This window comes from Methanimicrococcus hongohii (assembly GCF_032594095.1).
Classification (GTDB): Archaea; Halobacteriota; Methanosarcinia; order Methanosarcinales; family Methanosarcinaceae; genus Methanimicrococcus; species Methanimicrococcus hongohii.
The window spans coordinates 359,775-375,934 of the sequence record NZ_CP131059.1 but is presented as its reverse complement, the minus strand read 5'-3'; the positions used below and the strand labels follow the sequence as shown (position 1 = coordinate 375,934).

Genomic DNA, 16,160 nt, shown 5'->3' with positions numbered 1-16,160 from the left:
GTTTTAATTTATTCATTTAATAATTCATTTAATTTTCATTTAATAATTCATTTAATTTTTTATTTTTACTAATTATTTCATCTTTCAATTTCATTATTTTTATTTCAGGTGAGTTTATGAGTCAAAGAATTTCCGTAACCGGTCACACTTCCGTTGATTATTTACTGACTGTTGAAACGATGGCAGGCCCGAACGCTTCCGCTCCCGCGCTTGACTGCCAAGAATATTTCGGCGGCGGCGCAGCAAATGTTGCGGCGGCAATCGCCTGTCTCGGCGGCGACGTTGAACTGATTTCTCCCGTCGGCAAAGATTTTGCTCAAAAAGAATATGACAAAGAGTTACAGGAATTCGGTGTGGACCTCTCCAAATTATATTTCATTCCCGACCGCTCGCTTTCAAAAGCGTTCATCATCACGGATGCACATTCCAATCAGACGACTTATTTTTATTGGGGCGCCGCGGCAAAGCTTGCCGAAATGGAGCCGCCGCGTGTTTCATTTGTTCATATGGTGACAGCCGATTGTTTCTTCAACGCAAAAATGTCTCAAGCAGCCGATTTCGTGTCTTTTGATCCCGGACAGGATTTGATAACCTATCAAAAAGAGCCGCTCAATACGATTTTGGAAAACACGGATATTTTGTTCGCCAACCGCCATGAAATTGAACTTGTTATGAAGATTGCGGAAAAGACATTTGAAGAACTCAAAAACATGATCGATTTAATTGTTGTCACACGTGACAAAGAAGGAAGCACGCTTTATGAAAATGAAATCGCAGACGGCAAATGCGTCAAAACGATTGAAACGGATATCAAAGCCGTTTTGGTCGAATCCGTTGATCCGACAGGCGCGGGCGATGCCTACAAAGCCGGATTTTTGACGGCTTTTGTGAAAGGATATTCGCCGAAAATCTGCTGTCAAATCGGAAGCGTCGTTTCTTCTTTTGTGGTTGAAAAAGTCGGCTGCCAAACAAATCTGCCCGATTGGAATCGAATGTCAGAACGCTACGCCGTTCATTTCGATATTTTCGATTTGAATGATTGAGATTTGAATATTAATTGAATCATTAAAATTTGAATAATTAAAATTTGAATGATCAAGATTTGAACGATTAAATTTGAATGATTAAGATTTTGAATTATTTAAAAAAATAAAATAACTGTTAATATTCTGTTTGTGATTCTTATGAAAATTGCGGCATTGGTTTCGGGAGGCAAAGACTCGGTTTTCGCGGTTCAAAAAATGATTGAAAACGGTCATGAAATCGTTTGTTTTGTCTGCCTTGTTCCCGAAAACAAAGAATCTTACATGTTTCATTCCGTCAACACGGATTTGGTTCGTTTGATGGCTGATGCCGCCGAAATTCCTTTGATCCAAAAATCAACGTCGGGAATCAAAGAAGAAGAATTAAATGAAATGAAAGGCGCACTTTTGGAAGCCGCTTCCGTTTACGGCGCACAAGGCGTTTGTTCGGGCGCGATCGAATCCGAATATCAACAGAGCCGCGTTCAAAATATATGCGATTCAATCAATTTGACGGCATTTTCACCGCTTTGGAAAGCCGATCCGGTTTCTTTGCTAACCGAGATGATTGACTCCGGCATGGAAATCCGATTTGCGGCAGTTGCGGCAGACGGTTTGGATGAGCAATGGCTCGGCAGGATTTTGGATAAACAGGCGCTCGATGATTTAATCAAATTGAACAAAACAAAATATGTTCACATTGCGGGCGAAGGCGGCGAGTTTGAAACGGCGGTCACCGATGCTTCATTTTTTAAGAAAAAGATCAATCCTGTTCGAACCGATATCCGCTGGTACAAAAATCGCGGTTTTTATGATATTTTGGAAGCGGAACTTGTTTCAAAAGAATGAGTTTTTATTCATAAAATTATTATTATAATTATCTGCCAAAAACGAATACAAAAACAAAACAATACAAAACAAATACAAACCAAATAAAAAACAAAAACAATACAAAACAATACAAAAACAAATACAAATCAAATAAAAAACGATACAAAATTAAAAATCATTGAGAGGGTCCGAATGATTTCCGGATTGAAAGAAGCAATGCTTTATGAAACGCTGCTGTCAGGCGCCGTTTGCTGCCATGTTTGTTCGAGGCGTTGCACAATTGCGCCCGACCGGCTCGGATTTTGCCGTGTTCGAAAAAACATTGACGGAAAACTTTACGCTTTGAATTACGGTTACGTGTCATCGGAAGCCATCGACCCTGTCGAAAAGAAGCCGCTATACCATTTTCTGCCGGGAACGACCACTTATTCGCTCGGCACTTTCGGCTGCAACTTCAGCTGCCTTCACTGCCAGAATCATAAAATTTCAATGCCGGAAGAATCTGTTTATCTTGCCATGTCAGGCGACATCGGGCTCAGCCGTTTCGGCGAGATCATTACGCCTGAAGAAGTCGTTCAAAGAGCACTTCTGCTGGATACGAAATCTGTTTCTTTCACTTACAACGAGCCGACTGTTTGGTATGAATTTGTTTATGATACAGCCGTCACCGCAAAAGCAAACGGTCTTTATGTGATTTTGGTGACAAACGGATACATGACGCCCGAAGCACTTGAAACAATTGCGCCTTACATTGACGCTTATCGTGTTGATTTGAAAAGCTTTTCCGACCTTTTTTATTCCGAAATTTGTGCGGCGCATTTAAATCCCGTTCTTGAATCGATCCAAAAAGCAAAAGAACTCGGGCTGCATGTTGAAATTGTAACGCTTATTATTCCGGGACAAAATGACGGCATCGAAGAAGCCAAAGCGGCTGCCGCCTGGATTTTTGAAAACGTCGGCCCCGAAACACCGGTTCATTTGAATGCGTTTCATCCGAATTACAAAATGGAAGACGTTGCGGCGACACCGGGATCAACGCTTGATTTGCTGCGAAATGTTTATGTCGATGCCGGAATGGATTACGTTTATATCGGAAATATGATTTCCGAATATCAAAATACGTTTTGTCCGAAGTGTCAATCGTTTTTGATCAGCCGCGTTTATTCTTTCGGCGAATCCGTTGAACTTGAAAGGAACGGCGATGATTTTGTCTGCGCCTGCTGCGGAAATATGATTCCGATTGTTTGTCCGGAAGATATTGAATTTTGATTTGCAGTTTTGTGTTATTTTTAAAAAAACGGGAGCTATTTCTCGTTTATTAATTTCAGTAAAAACGGGAAGCATTTTTCATTCATTCAATTTTCAAAAAAAGTGGGGTACAATTTTCGTTTTATTTTTGAAAATATGTGCGGCTCGCGCGGCGGGCGGCGGCAGCTGCTGCGGTTGCCGGCAGCAGCAATTGCAGTGAAAACCTGATCGGCAAGCGGAAACAGAAACCTGAAGGTAGCAGCGGCACGTTCGCGAATGCGAACGGATTACGATAAAAAAGCAGATACACGCGGAAACACAAATCTGATTGGCAGCAGCAAAGCAAACCTGATTGGCAGCGGCAAAGCAAACCTGATTGGCAGCGGCAACATTAAAGACAGTTGCAGACGAGCAGGCTCAGACGGAAGCCGACAGCAAAGGACAGTTGCAGACTGGCAGGCTTAACTGGAGACGAAAAAACAAATATTAAATTCTGCGGTTTTAAATTTCTTACTTCGTATGGAAAGAATCCGCCAAGTCTCGTTTCCTCGCTGCGCTCCGGAAACGCGTCGTTGGAGGGGGCAGTTTTCGAATTTTAATCCAATCTAAAGCTGATTGAAACATCATTTTTAATTAAAATTCTTCAAAAACGGAACGCCTCCTTTTATTGAAAATCTAAAAATTTAGATTCGGGTTTTATCGGGCGTTCAGGTTCACCGATTTTGAAAATTGGATGTTTAAGTTTCATTAAAAACAAAATAAAAACGTGATGAGATGTTTGAAAAATAAAACAAAAACGAAGAACAAGTTTAAAAAATAAAACAAAAACGGAGCGATTCGCGCGCGGCGCAGGCAGCCGCAATCACGCAGCCACCTGTCATAATGCCCCGCAAATCAAATGATTCCCAAATCTTTCAGCCGATTCGGCAAATACGTATCCGTCACGAAATCCAAACCTTTTCCGGCAAACGCCTGCTGTTCCGCTTTCTTTCCGATTTCAAGCTGAAGATTGATCTGTTCCTTCCAATATTTGGAGGCGAAACGCGGATCGGAAAGCTCGCTTCGAAGCGCTGCGATGTCCTGCTCCGACAATTTGTCCGTCGCAAGTTCGTACTCAACAATATCGGACGGCTGAACGCCGATAAATTTCGCCTCAGGCGTTGCCATATATTCGGAAAGGTGAGCGCTTTTAATAGCGCCGTACGCAATTGAAGAATAAATGCGGTAAGACCACGGGTCACCGTCCGTGAAAACAACTGCGGGAATTCCGAGTTCCGTGTTCAGGCGGCGAATGATCCTGCGCGTCGAGCGCGCCGGCTGGCCTTTTAAGTGAACCAAAATCGCATTGTATTTTTCATCAAATCCGTTTTCAATCAAACGCGCGTACATACCGCCCGTTTCAACAGCGATAATCATCGTCGCATCATGATGAAGGAATTCAATATTTTCAACATTGAACGGAATCTGATAACCGCCTTCACCGATATCTTTCTGACAGTGAATGTCGCGCGATCCGCGTTTTGTTTCTTCGCGCAAAAGCAGCGGCCCGTACATCGTTGCGCCGTCTTCTTCGGGGCGAACGTGGAAAAACTCGCGCTGAGCGCCCGTGATGATTTCCAAATCTTCAATCAAACGGTCACTCTCCGCCTGGGCGTGGAATTTGGCAGCGCCCCAGCCTTCCGAAATATAATACAACTCTCTTAACGTGGAACTGCGATTGTTTTTCAAGTGTTCGGAAACAACGAAATCCGACACCGAAACCGTTCGCAGAAGCTGGTGAGCGCCTTTGACGGTTTTAGCGGTACGCTCGCTTTCAATGTCACCGTAAACCCAAACCTCGCTTTCATCACTGTAAGCCAGATTTTTCTTCGTTCGCGACGGCATCAAAACGTGCGGCACCTGACCGGCATCAAATTGATCATAAAAAGTTTCGGCCAAACCGAGAAGCTTTCGCTTCGTCCATTCATCATTTTCAAGTTTTTTATCGGCAACTTTCTTCTTGTATTCTTCCGAATTTCTGTCCATGCCGCTTGTTTCGGCTTCCAATTTTTTAAGCGGAGATAAATCGTCTTCGGTTCTTGATTTCATTCTGCCGGATTCATCAAACAAATCAGATTCAGCATCAAAACTTGATTCCGACCCTGCTGCTTTTTCGGGTTTTAAGAATTCTTCGTCCTCATCGCTTCCGAATTCATCCGTTTCGCCGTCGCCGGAATAGCTTTCCGCTTTTGCCGTTTTGTATGAATCATCATTTTCGAAATCGCTCTCGTTTGAATAATCGTCATCAAAATCATCAAAAGCCTCAAACTCGGCTTCATAATCATCAATATCCGAAACGTATTCGCCGAAATTTTCTTCAGTTTCTTCATCTTTTTCAATTTCTGCGTTTTCGTCAAATTCTTCAGTTTTTTCCGATTGTTTTTCAGTTTCTTCAATCTGTTCTTTGGATTCTTTTTTGCTTTTACGTGCCATTTTCTATCCCCTCAAAACAGTTCATTGAGCGCTTTTGCGCCTGTTACGTCTTCTTCGTCAAGCCCTTCGACGATAACTTCATCCATATTCGCAAGCTCGTTTTCATTGGCACCGTCAATCGTAAAGCGGAACACCTTTGAACCGCCCGCGGCAACGTTTACTTCCCAAATGTAATCATAATTGTTGCCGACGCTGACAATCGATGACGGCGGCGGACTCGGAGACTTGATTTCACACGGCAGAATCTGATGGATCTTGAATTTTCGCTGTGCTGTTCCGTAATTGCGGACGGCAAGAGAAACAAAATGCATATGCGACTGGCTATCCGTTCCGGCATCTGTTGTTCTGTTCACAAGCAGATTTCCCATAATATTAGCAACGGCCGGCTGAATGTCGGGCACTTCTTTTCCGACCATCGAAGCGACTTTTTCCGCCATTTGCGGCAGAAGTTTTGTAATGATCACTTCTTTTTCACGGCGCTTTGCCAAATCGCCCTGTTTGCCGAGATACGATTTTAATTTGCGGGCGACTTCTTTGACGGCCAATTCCGTTTCTTCGCGAATGATTTCAATATCGGCAATCGCGTCTTTCGATTCTGACGTGAACGGAACATTCGTTGACGCGATGTGAATCAGAAGAACGAACGGGCCGAACGGCACACCGCCGCCGGGCTGGCTGATTCCGTATTGTTTCCATTTGATGCTTTCAACCGCGTGCGTTGTCACACAAGCGCCCTGCTGATACAGAAGCGGGACACGGTTTGCAAAACGCATGATCTGCGATTTTTCGTCTTTGGGGAAATTACCGCCGTAAGCGACGCCGACTTCAATCACGAACGGATTGCCGGAATAAATCGCGGGTTTTCGGGAGGCGGTTGCGATAAAGTCAACGCTGAATTCCTTTTTCAAACCTTGGTAAATCAGATCTTCCGTAATCGGCGACAGACAGCTTGTCGACGGCGCGACAATCTTCGCTTTCTTAAAAGCGTTTAAAAGCTTCACGGCATCGTTTCTGTCAAGCGCGTGCGGATCCGCTTCGCGGTCAAGACCGGCAGCGTCGCAGATTTCTTCAGCGGTCTGCAATCCGATTTTAGAAAACGAATAGCGCAAAAACGGCGCCAGCTTTTGGCGTTCCGTATTCTGCATCATTTTCATCAGCGTTCCGAGTTCGATTCCGTGCGGATGCGGCAGAACTTCTTCCGCCTGCTTCGGGATTTGATCTGTTGCGCGCTCAAAAAAGATTTCGTTGCCGTCCGGCTCAACTAATCGGATGCGGGCGTGCGGGTTGATGATAGCGGTCGACTTCAAATATTCGTAAACGGACTGTTTTCTGCCTTTGACATACGAAGCCGCCATTTCAATTTCAATGCGCGTTCCGTGCGCGTTTGGCCAATCAACGATCCTGTCTTCCAAAATCGACGGCTCGTTTGTGCTTGTGTCGATCATTAATTCATAATAATGAGCGGGAGACTTGTGATCTACTTTTGAAATGATTTTTGTTGATTTTCCGGTTGTGATTTGAGAATACAAAACGGCGGCGGAAATACCGATACCCTGCTGGCCGCGGCTTTGCTTGAGCGCATGAAAACGGGAGCCGTAAAGCAATTTCGCGAACACTTTCGGAATCTGTTCTTTAATGATACCCGGACCGTTGTCTTCGATCGTGATTTGAAGATATTCGCCGTCGCCGCGATTGACTTCAACCAAAAGATCCGGCAGAATGCCCGCTTCTTCGCAAGCGTCCAAAGCATTGTCAACGGCTTCTTTAATTGTTGTAATCAAGGCGCGCGGCGCCGAATCAAAACCGAGAATGTGGCGGTTTTTCTCAAAGAACTCGGCGACACTGATTGATTTTTGTCTCTTTGCCAGTTCTTCCGCAATCGGGGTTTTATTGACTTCTTCCATAAAAAACTCCTTTGAAAGATTGAATTTAAAATAATATTCAGATGTGTGAAATTCTGAATGCGTCAAAGTATATAAAATTAAAATCGATTGAATCCGATGAAATACAGAAGCGCTTATTCTTTTTAAAGGAATGCTTTCATTTCTTCCAAATCTTCGGCAATCATGATTGTTTTTGATTTTTCAATAAGAATATTGCCGCCGGTCATGATATATGACGGAAAAACGCGGATATCGCCGTCATAGAACTTTTCTTTTCTTAATTTGTAAGTCGACCCCGATGGAATGACGGCTTTCTTTGTCTTTTTTTTGGAAATCGAATTAAAAGACTTTTTGGCGACATCGCCCATCAGCATGACCGCTTTTAAATTCGGAAACAATTCCAATTCTTTTTCCAAAACAACCGCGTGTTCCAAAATTGTTTTCGTCTCAATCGCGTATTCCGTTTTCGGCGTTTTAACGGCGTTTGTGACATAAATGCCGAGCGCGAGCAAATCTTCTGCCGTTTCAATATCGATTCCGGCCGATTTAAAAAGCATTTTTGTCGTCTTCATGTAATCGGGTGTGTCGAGAGCGTCGGGTGCGCCGGATGTGCCTGACCCGTAAAAATCATCCGCCGGATTTTTCGGCGCAACTTCGTTGATCATAATCACTTTTATTGTTTCGGGATTGACAGAAACGTTTGGCAAAATCACTGTTTCATTTTCAAAAAGACCGTTTTCCCGAATAAAATCATCCAAATATTGTTTCATGTCGACTGTCATAGAAATCCTTTCAAACAATGACAGGTTTATTAATTAATGCTTTGTATAGAGAGTGAAAGTATTAAAAATTATAAAATTATAAAAATTCAAAATTACAAAACTTCAAAATTTCAATTTCGGCAATGATACAATGATTTCCGTTCAATCTTTATTTCCCGTTTTATCTGACAATAATTCATCCGATAACAATTCATCCGCTGCGCCTTTCGCCGCCGATCAGATCATTCTTCTCGGAAACCGCCCGTCAAATGATGTTTATGAAAATATCAAAAAAGAAACAGGCGCTGACAAGATCTTCCGATTATCCGTTTTTTTAACGGCGAAGGAGCAGCTGCTCTTTACCGCGCCGGCGGGACCGGACATGAATTCTGATTTGGAAGACTTGGAGTTCTGCGTAAAAATCGGACTCCCGATCATTCAAAATCTCGGAATCAAACCAAAAATCGGAATTATTTCGGGTGGCCGCGCGGGCGACATCGGACGGAATGAAAATGTCGATAAAACAATCATTGACGCCGACGCGCTTGAAAAGAAACTGAACGAGCAAGGCATTTCGGCGAAGCACTATACGATTTTGATTGAAGATGCCGTTAAAGAAGCAAACTTTCTGATTCTGCCGGATTCTTTATCGGGTGAAATGATTTTAAAAACAGTTACAGGAATCGGCGAAGGTGTTGAAATCGGAAATATCCTTTTACTCAAACCGCCGGCGGGAAAAGCGATTCATAATCAAAATCAAAATCAAAATCAAAATCAAAATCAAAATCAAAATCAAAATAAAATTTACATTGAACAGCTGACGAAAAAAGCCGACCCGATAAATGCGGAAATCTTAAAAGAAGCATTGGCAGCTTCATTAAAACGAAATGAATAATCAAGCCGGCAAATAACAGAAACTTGGTGAATGACATGGAAGATATAACGGAAAATATGACGGAAAATATCTCTCAAAACCGTTGGAAAGATCCGGATTTTAAAACGGTTTTATCTTTTTTTGAAGAAATTTCAAGCATTCCGAGATGTTCCAAAAATGAAGAACAAATCGCGGCGTGGCTTGAAAAATTCGGAAACGATCACGGCTTTGTGACGAATCGCGACCATTGCAATAATATTGTCATCAAAGTTCCCGCGTCTGCCGGAATGGAAAATATGCCGGCAGTCGTTTTGCAGGCGCATACCGATATGGTTTGCGAAAAAAGAGCGGAAACGACACACAATTTTACAACCGACGGGCTGCAGCTCCGTTATTTTGAAGAAAACGGCATTTCATATCTCGCGGCAGACGGAACGACACTTGGCGCCGATAACGGAATCGGAATGGCGTATATGCTGGCAATTGCGGCATCTGACAACATCGGTCATCCGCCTCTTGAACTTTTATTTACAACCGATGAAGAAATCGGCTTAACGGGCGCGCAGGGCATGAATCCCGATTTCATATCGGGCGATTTTATGATCAACTTGGATTCCGAAGAAGAAGGTGTGATCATCGTCGGATGCGCGGGCGGAACGCAAATCGGATTCAAGAAATTGGCAGATGTTGAAGACGCGTGCATCAATGATGACGCCGACGGCGATTGTGACGAAGCGCTTTTGCCTTACAACATTGTTGTATCAGGTCTTCTCGGCGGTCATTCAGGAACGGATATCCACATCGGACGCGGAAATGCAAACAGAATCATCATCAGCTTTTTTGAATTGCTTGTTGAAAAATATCCTCAAAATAAACTGAAATTGATCAAAATCAAAGGCGGGACCGCTGCAAATACGATTCCGAGAAAAGCCGAATTATCTTTTGTAACGAACATTCCTTTTGATCAATTGCAATCAACAGCGGCCGCTTTTGCTGAAAAAGTAAAATCCGGCCCGGGATTTAATGATCCGGATTTGACTATTGAAGTTTTCCAACTTGATTTCAAAGAAAATGCATCGACGCTCAAATCGTTTTCCGCCAAAAATACAGGAAGAATCATGAGTTTTCTGAATGCGATTCCAAACGGCGTTTTTGAAATGTCGGCATTTATTTCCGATTTGGTTTTGGTTTCCGGAAATTTGGCGGTGATTCGAACAAAATCAAGTTCGGAATATTTCAAAGGAACGGAAAAAGAGCCGGACACATCCGATTTGGACATTTACACGGAAAAATCAAAACGCGAACTTGAAATCACATTCAGTCTTCGTTCCGGAAACGAAGTCAAACTGAAAGAGAAAATGAAAGAAATGATGACGCTTGCCGATAAACATCATTTCCATTTTGAAATCACACACACTTATTCACCGTGGGAGCCGGATTTCAACTCTGAATTTCTGAAAGCGTGCGCCGATATTTACGAAAAAACGTTCGGGAACGAAGTTAAAATTACGGCGATACACGCGGGTTTAGAATGCGGCGTTTTTCACAGAATGATTCCCGCGATGAAAATGATTTCAATCGGCCCCGATATTTCCGGCGCGCATACGCCTGACGAAACGCTGAATTTGGAAGCGGCCGAAAAGGTTTGGATTTATTTGAAAGAAATTTTAAAATCGTTTCCGAACACAAATGCAAACGGTTAAATGAAAAGTATGTCTGTGTAAGCGCGAGGAAGAATTATGGGTGAATATAAGCAATGCATTATCATGCGAACGGATTTGAAGCTCTCGCCGGGAAAGCTTGCGGTTCAGGTCGCGCACGCGGCAGTCTCGTCAGCCGACTGGGCCGACAAAAGAGAGCTGGACGCCTGGAAAGCCGGCGGCCAGAAGAAAGTCGTTTTGAAAGCCGCGAATTTACAGGAACTGTTCGAGCTCAAAGAAAAAGCGCGAAGAGAAGGATTGCCGACGGCGCTGATTACGGATGCGGGCAGAACGGAAATCGCGCCCGGAACGATCACGGTTCTCGGAATCGGTCCCGCTCAGGAAGAGAAAATCGATAAGATAACGGGACATTTAAAAATGCTTTAAATTTTAAAAAATGCTTTAAGTTTAAAAAGTGCTTTAAATTTAAAAATTGTTAAAAATATTAAAGCGTCAGTAAATGATGTTTTTATGGAAATGATTATGACAGACATTCAGCCATCCGATATTTCAGTTCCCGCTTTGGAAAAAGAAATCGGAATCAGTCTTTATTCGACAACAACGCCCGGCGTCAACGGTATTCTCAGATACAGGCCGGCGGACTTCGTCGTTGAAGAAATTTCAAATTATCCTTATGAAGAGAATGATGTGATTGATAAAAACCGCAAATATCTGATGGTTGAAGTCACAAAAGAGAATTGGGACACGAACCACTTTTTAAAAGCGTATTCAAGCGCGCTCGGAATCAGTCACAAACGGATCACATACGCGGGAACGAAGGACAAAAAAGCGGTCACGGTTCAGAAAATGAGTCTTTATGACGTGACAAAAGAGCAAGTTGAAAACGTTCATTTAAAAGATATTTCTGTTCGCGTTCTCGGCCGCTCTCAGCAGCCCATCGGTCTCGGCGACTTGGAAGGAAATATGTTTCAAATCGTTATTCGAAACATCGATTTAACGGAAAGTGAAGCAAAAGCCGCCGCCGAAAAAACAACAGCTGAAATCATCAAAGCGGGCGGCGTTCCGAATTTCTTCGGCATTCAAAGATTCGGATCGAAGCGCCCCGTCACGCATCATGTCGGCGCGGACATATTGGAAGGCGACTTGGAAAAAGCGGTGATGCGCTACGTTTCCGAAGTTTATCCCGACGAACCTGAAGAAACGAAAGAAATCCGCCGCTATATCGCGGAAACCGGTGACCTGAAAGGCGGCGTTTTGAAACTGCCCGATTATTTGGGACACGAAAAAGCGCTTCTCAATCATTTAATTGCGCGCCCGGGTGATTTTAAAGGCGCTTTCATGATTCTTCCGAAGAACCTCTACACCATGTTTATTCATGCTTATCAATCGTGGCTTTTCAACCGCATCATTTGCGAGCGCCTGAAAAGCGGTCTTTCTTTGAACCAAGCGGTCGTCGGCGACATTGTTTGCTACCGCGCAAAAGACAAAACGCCTGACCCGACGCGTCTTGAAAAAGTCGATGAAGACAATATTGACGGTATCAACGCTCTTTTAAAGCGAAAACGCGCTTTTATTACGGCGCCGCTTTTCGGATCCGAGACGCCTCTTGCAGACGGCATTCCGGGCGAAATCGAACGAAAATTGATTGAAGAAACCGGTTTTACGCCTGAAGATTTCAAAGTGCCGGCGTTTCCGGAAACGGCTTCCCGCGGTCTTCGAAAAGAGATTTTGCTTGAAGTTGAGCCGAGCGTCGAAGTCGCGGCGGATGATTTGATTGAAGGCAAGACAAAGCTGACAATTGAATTCAAATTGCCGAAAGGAAGTTACGCGACAACTGTTTTGCGCGAATATATGAAAACAAATCCGCTCAATATGAGCTGATTTTCTTTCTTTTTTATTTTCAGTTTTTATTTTTTGAAAAAAAATTCTTTTCCGATTTTTTTTTGAAAAAATGAATGGAAAAAATAATGAACAAAACAAATCATTTTTCGTAAATCCGCAGCGACATGTCTTCTTCATCTACATAAACGGTCAGTGTGTGCTTTGTGACAGTGGTGCCGTTATAATCGTATGAAAAAGTAACGGTTGCAACGCCGGGTTGAACGCCTTGGAAAACCCATTTGTGGTATCCTTTTTCGTTGAAAATGTATTCGTCGGCAACGTAAGCGCTGTCGGTTATTTTTAAAATGCCTGATGAATCAACGCCGACTGACCAGCGCTGTTCGGGAATTTCGCGAAGCCGGATTTGAACATTTGTATGTTCGCGGTTAAACATTTTCTGCATCGGAGCGCTGTTATAGGGATCGTTTTTGTCGCCCGTCAATCCGGAATCTTCGATGACTGAAAGGCATCCGGAAAAAGGAACGGAAATACATAAAATAATCAAAAGAAACAGAGCCGGCGCTTTTTTCATAGTTTGTCCTGAAATCATTCAAATGTTTTTGAGATATAATATTTATTTCAAATATAAACTTATTTTATTTAATGTCTGTTTAAAATATAAACTTGTTTCTTAAAACTTCCGGATTTCATGACAAGATTACTCATTTGGCTTTCATTATTTTAAAATGTGTTTTCTCCTTTTGCCTTTTTTAATTTTAAAAATGTATTTCCCATTTTTGATTTTTTTTCAAAAATGTATTTCCAATTTTGGTCTTTTTAAAATTGGTGCGGTTCGCGCGGCTGCGGGCAGCTGCTGCCGAGCAGAAACCTGATTGCAAGCGGAAACAGAAACCTGCAGGCAGCAGCGGCAACGTAAACGGCAGGTGGCAGCGGCACGTTCGCGAATGCGAACGGATTTTTAAAAAATGAGCAGATGCACGCAGAAACACAGATCTGATTGACAGCAGCAACGCAAACCTGACTCCAAGCGGCAACACTAAAAGATAGTTGCAAACTTGCAGGCCCGGCCGGGATCGGCAGCAATAAAAGACAGTCACAAGACGGCACTTTGCAAAAGCTGAAAAGCATATTAACAATCAGCGGTTTTGAAGTTTTTATTTTCGTATAGGAAGAATCCGCCAAGTCTCAATTCCCTCCGCTTCGCTTCGGGAATCTCAACTTGCGGGGGCAGTTTTTGAACTTTAATTCAATTTAAAATCATTGAAACATCGTCTTTAATTCAATTTCTTTTCAAAACGGAACGCCGTTTTTTAATGAAATCAAAGTCATTTTTTAGGGTTTTATCGGGCGTTCAGGTTCACCGATTTTGAAAAATTGGATGTTTAGGTTTCAATTGAAAATAAAACAAAAACGCAGAACAAGTTTGAAAATCAAAATAAAAACGGGGCAATTCGCGCGCGGCGGCGCAGGCAAAAAAGGATTAAAGGAAAGAGAATAAAAAAAAGAATAAAAAAGAATACGGAAAAACCGTATTCAAATTTTAATTTTTATTTCTGCTGTTGCTGTTACTGAACATTTGTAACGGTATCCAAGCTGATGCTGCGGATTTCAATCGTTTTGTCTGTATTTGTTTTCAAACCGAAAACGACAATTTCCGTTGTGCTGTTGTCTTCAAAAGATCTGTTGTGGTTAAAAACCAAAGAAACATTACCTGCTTTTAAGCTTTCGAACTGCCAGGTGTGAACGCCGGCGGCGCCGACCAAGTCTGTTGCCGGCGTGTCGAAGTGGTCTTTAGAAATATTCAAAACATCAGAAGGCGTCATTGAAATATTCCAGGTGTATCCTGTCGTCGGATTTTCCGTAAACATCATTTTGACGGCAGTGCTGTTGTTTTCAAGCGTCACGTTCTTGGAAAGCGGCAAAAGGTTTCCGGTCGGTGATGTGACGGACAAAATTTCAACAGTGTTGTTTTGATAAACCTGAATGACGTAAGTCAAATCTTCAAGAGTCGTGTTGTTTTCAAATGATCTTTCGTATTTGAAATTCAGTTCAACTGTTCCTGCGGCTTGGGCTTTGTAAGAGAAAGTGTGAACGCCGGGCGCGCCGACCATGTCGGGTGTTGCCACATTGTTGACGGTTTCATTCAAAATGCCTGTTTTATTAGCCGTTGCCGTCCAGCCGTAACCGGTGCTCGGATTGGACGTTAATTCGAATTTGACAACGGTGTCATTGTCTTCGACGGTCACATTTTTGTAAAAGTGCGTTGCTTCGGCGGTTGTATTGTTGTCGGGTTCATCGACAACATCATCGTCGCTGCCAAGGCAGCCGGAAAAAGCAACCGCCAAAATAAGCCCGGCGATAATCAATAATTTCATTAAATTTTTCAAAAGTATCCCCCCTGATAATCAAAACCATTTATTTATAAATACACAAATCAACATCAAGTAATCAAATCACACTAAAATACGAATCAAATCATATTAAATAAAGTATAACTAAATCACTGAATATGATATATAAAAAATGAAAAATCATTCAAAAACAATTGAATAAAATTTCAAAAATATTTATTGCATTTTTCTATTTAAACTCAATCCTGTTGAATAAATATAATTTTCAAAAGTATTTGTTCAACTCAATCGCTGAAAAATAAAAAAATAAAAATGCAGGATGACCTGCAATTCATCATAAAATAAAAAATTAAAAAAATGAATTAATAAATGAATTAATAAATGAATTAATAAATGAATTATAAATGAATTAAAAACAAATTAAAGTGTTCAATTCAAATGTTCAATCCAAATATTCAAACCAAGCGTTCAATTCAAACGTTCGTACAATGTACTGATAACGTGAATATTTCCCGAACTGTCAACTTCCATGATGTAAATGATATGGTTGATTGATTTTCCGTTTTCTCCGACGACATAATTAAAGTCAAGAATTGTTTTTCCCGTGCTTCCCGCTGTAAAATTCCAGTAATGAAGACCGACATATTCATTCTCTGCATTTTCGGGGGAAAGATGTTCATCCTCTGTCAGTACCAAAATACCTTGAGGTTCCATGATCAATTCCCATCTGTCCGTGGAGTTTTCATCAAAAGCAAAAGCAACCGACTTTGAGTCATTTGCAATTTTCATTTGTTTAATCAAATAAGCTGACGAATTGTCCAAATCAATCGTATTGGATGAATTTGCCGGATTATTCGTTGTGTTGTTGGATGTGTTGTTTGTCACATTTGCAGAACCGTTGCCGTCATCAGATGACAAACATCCCGCGGCTGTAACGGTGAGAACTAAAACCATTAAAATAAAAGCACTCATAAATTTTTTCATACTAAACCCGCTCCTTACGAAACAGATTCAAACAAGGGATTAAATGAATATATATCTTGGGATTGTATAATAATATTTTCTAAATAGAAAAATTTACTATTTATTCAAAATTTAAGTATAAAAACAGAATCGGCATCAATTAAAATATTTTTTTGGAGAAAGACATGAAATTTTACTCCTCCGTTGATTGATCAAAATTAATGCTGCCGACGCGCGCGAAACGTACAAATT

The 16,160-nt window shown here is 41.9% G+C and carries 16 protein-coding genes; 8 read left to right on the top strand and 8 right to left on the bottom strand.

Translation table 11 applies throughout. From position 1 onward, the window contains the following. The first annotated feature begins 116 nt into the window (after positions 1-116). The 3 genes from MmiHf6_RS01685 to amrS all read left to right on the top strand — a co-directional run bounded on the left by MmiHf6_RS01685 (position 117) and on the right by amrS (position 3,122). Positions 117-1,043 (top strand): carbohydrate kinase family protein, encoded by a 927-nt coding sequence (locus tag MmiHf6_RS01685; protein ID WP_316557983.1) that lies wholly within the window; start codon positions 117-119, stop codon positions 1,041-1,043. A gap of 141 nt (positions 1,044-1,184) precedes the next feature. Next, complete coding sequence (locus MmiHf6_RS01680; protein WP_316557982.1) at positions 1,185-1,871, top strand: diphthine--ammonia ligase; 687 nt, start codon at positions 1,185-1,187, stop codon at positions 1,869-1,871. A 174-nt stretch (positions 1,872-2,045) separates the two neighbouring features. After that, positions 2,046-3,122: an AmmeMemoRadiSam system radical SAM enzyme gene (gene amrS / locus MmiHf6_RS01675; RefSeq protein WP_316557981.1), complete on the top strand. Its 1,077-nt coding sequence runs from the start codon at positions 2,046-2,048 to the stop codon at positions 3,120-3,122. Between the two features lie 121 nt (positions 3,123-3,243). On the opposite strand, the gene MmiHf6_RS01670 is transcribed toward amrS, so the two are convergent. After that, entirely contained in the window at positions 3,244-3,411 is a 168-nt protein-coding gene (locus MmiHf6_RS01670) for a hypothetical protein (protein WP_316557980.1), read from the bottom strand. Here MmiHf6_RS01670 and MmiHf6_RS01665 point away from each other — a divergent pair. After that, the gene (locus MmiHf6_RS01665) at positions 3,378-3,566 is read left to right on the top strand and encodes a hypothetical protein (RefSeq protein WP_316557979.1); all 189 of its coding nucleotides are present in this window, start codon (positions 3,378-3,380) and stop codon (positions 3,564-3,566) included. The genes MmiHf6_RS01670 and MmiHf6_RS01665 overlap by 34 nt on opposite strands. 429 nt (positions 3,567-3,995) lie before the next feature. On the opposite strand, the gene MmiHf6_RS01660 is transcribed toward MmiHf6_RS01665, so the two are convergent. The 3 genes from MmiHf6_RS01660 to MmiHf6_RS01650 all read right to left on the bottom strand — a co-directional run bounded on the left by MmiHf6_RS01660 (position 3,996) and on the right by MmiHf6_RS01650 (position 8,238). Next, entirely contained in the window at positions 3,996-5,126 is a 1,131-nt protein-coding gene (locus MmiHf6_RS01660) for a DNA topoisomerase IV subunit A (protein WP_316558633.1), read from the bottom strand. Between the two features lie 458 nt (positions 5,127-5,584). Further along, positions 5,585-7,477 carry a DNA topoisomerase VI subunit B gene (locus MmiHf6_RS01655; RefSeq protein ID WP_316557978.1) on the bottom strand — a complete coding sequence of 631 codons (1,893 nt, stop codon included), beginning with the start codon at positions 7,475-7,477 and terminating at the stop codon, positions 5,585-5,587. Positions 7,478-7,599: 122 nt separating this feature from the next. Beyond that, complete coding sequence (locus MmiHf6_RS01650) at positions 7,600-8,238, bottom strand: uracil-DNA glycosylase family protein (protein ID WP_316557977.1); 639 nt, start codon at positions 8,236-8,238, stop codon at positions 7,600-7,602. 130 nt (positions 8,239-8,368) lie between these two features. Between MmiHf6_RS01650 and MmiHf6_RS01645 the strand changes: the two genes are divergently transcribed. From MmiHf6_RS01645 to truD, 4 genes are all read left to right on the top strand, one after another. After that, the gene (locus MmiHf6_RS01645) at positions 8,369-9,112 is read left to right on the top strand and encodes a hypothetical protein (RefSeq protein WP_316557976.1); all 744 of its coding nucleotides are present in this window, start codon (positions 8,369-8,371) and stop codon (positions 9,110-9,112) included. A 35-nt stretch (positions 9,113-9,147) separates the two neighbouring features. Beyond that, positions 9,148-10,794, top strand: a complete 1,647-nt coding sequence (gene pepD / locus MmiHf6_RS01640) for a beta-Ala-His dipeptidase (protein WP_316557975.1) — start codon at positions 9,148-9,150, stop codon at positions 10,792-10,794. Positions 10,795-10,830: 36 nt separating this feature from the next. Next, the gene (pth2, locus tag MmiHf6_RS01635; RefSeq protein ID WP_316557974.1) at positions 10,831-11,178 is read left to right on the top strand and encodes a peptidyl-tRNA hydrolase Pth2; all 348 of its coding nucleotides are present in this window, start codon (positions 10,831-10,833) and stop codon (positions 11,176-11,178) included. A 96-nt stretch (positions 11,179-11,274) separates the two neighbouring features. Further along, positions 11,275-12,633, top strand: a complete 1,359-nt coding sequence (gene truD / locus MmiHf6_RS01630) for a tRNA pseudouridine(13) synthase TruD (protein WP_316557973.1) — start codon at positions 11,275-11,277, stop codon at positions 12,631-12,633. Positions 12,634-12,733: 100 nt separating this feature from the next. On the opposite strand, the gene MmiHf6_RS01625 is transcribed toward truD, so the two are convergent. From MmiHf6_RS01625 to MmiHf6_RS01610, 4 genes are all read right to left on the bottom strand, one after another. After that, entirely contained in the window at positions 12,734-13,165 is a 432-nt protein-coding gene (locus MmiHf6_RS01625; RefSeq protein ID WP_316557972.1) for a protease inhibitor I42 family protein, read from the bottom strand. A gap of 245 nt (positions 13,166-13,410) precedes the next feature. Then, complete coding sequence (locus MmiHf6_RS01620; RefSeq protein ID WP_316557971.1) at positions 13,411-13,776, bottom strand: hypothetical protein; 366 nt, start codon at positions 13,774-13,776, stop codon at positions 13,411-13,413. Positions 13,777-14,159: 383 nt separating this feature from the next. After that, positions 14,160-14,981 (bottom strand): protease inhibitor I42 family protein, encoded by an 822-nt coding sequence (locus MmiHf6_RS01615; protein WP_316557970.1) that lies wholly within the window; start codon positions 14,979-14,981, stop codon positions 14,160-14,162. Between the two features lie 432 nt (positions 14,982-15,413). Then, positions 15,414-15,929 (bottom strand): protease inhibitor I42 family protein, encoded by a 516-nt coding sequence (locus tag MmiHf6_RS01610; protein WP_316557969.1) that lies wholly within the window; start codon positions 15,927-15,929, stop codon positions 15,414-15,416. Between the last annotated feature and the right edge of the window lie 231 nt (positions 15,930-16,160).

Coding starts and splice junctions, on each gene's coding strand:
- MmiHf6_RS01665 (WP_316557979.1), top strand. CDS start 3,378: ATGCGAACGGATTACGATAAAAAAGCAGATACACGCGGAAACACAAAT.
- truD (WP_316557973.1), top strand. CDS start 11,275: ATGACAGACATTCAGCCATCCGATATTTCAGTTCCCGCTTTGGAAAAA.
- MmiHf6_RS01655 (WP_316557978.1), bottom strand. CDS start 7,477: ATGGAAGAAGTCAATAAAACCCCGATTGCGGAAGAACTGGCAAAGAGA.
- MmiHf6_RS01645 (WP_316557976.1), top strand. CDS start 8,369: ATGATTTCCGTTCAATCTTTATTTCCCGTTTTATCTGACAATAATTCA.
- MmiHf6_RS01650 (WP_316557977.1), bottom strand. CDS start 8,238: ATGACAGTCGACATGAAACAATATTTGGATGATTTTATTCGGGAAAAC.
- pepD (WP_316557975.1), top strand. CDS start 9,148: ATGGAAGATATAACGGAAAATATGACGGAAAATATCTCTCAAAACCGT.
- MmiHf6_RS01610 (WP_316557969.1), bottom strand. CDS start 15,929: ATGAAAAAATTTATGAGTGCTTTTATTTTAATGGTTTTAGTTCTCACC.
- pth2 (WP_316557974.1), top strand. CDS start 10,831: ATGGGTGAATATAAGCAATGCATTATCATGCGAACGGATTTGAAGCTC.
- MmiHf6_RS01685 (WP_316557983.1), top strand. CDS start 117: ATGAGTCAAAGAATTTCCGTAACCGGTCACACTTCCGTTGATTATTTA.
- amrS (WP_316557981.1), top strand. CDS start 2,046: ATGATTTCCGGATTGAAAGAAGCAATGCTTTATGAAACGCTGCTGTCA.
- MmiHf6_RS01660 (WP_316558633.1), bottom strand. CDS start 5,126: ATGGACAGAAATTCGGAAGAATACAAGAAGAAAGTTGCCGATAAAAAA.
- MmiHf6_RS01625 (WP_316557972.1), bottom strand. CDS start 13,165: ATGAAAAAAGCGCCGGCTCTGTTTCTTTTGATTATTTTATGTATTTCC.
- MmiHf6_RS01680 (WP_316557982.1), top strand. CDS start 1,185: ATGAAAATTGCGGCATTGGTTTCGGGAGGCAAAGACTCGGTTTTCGCG.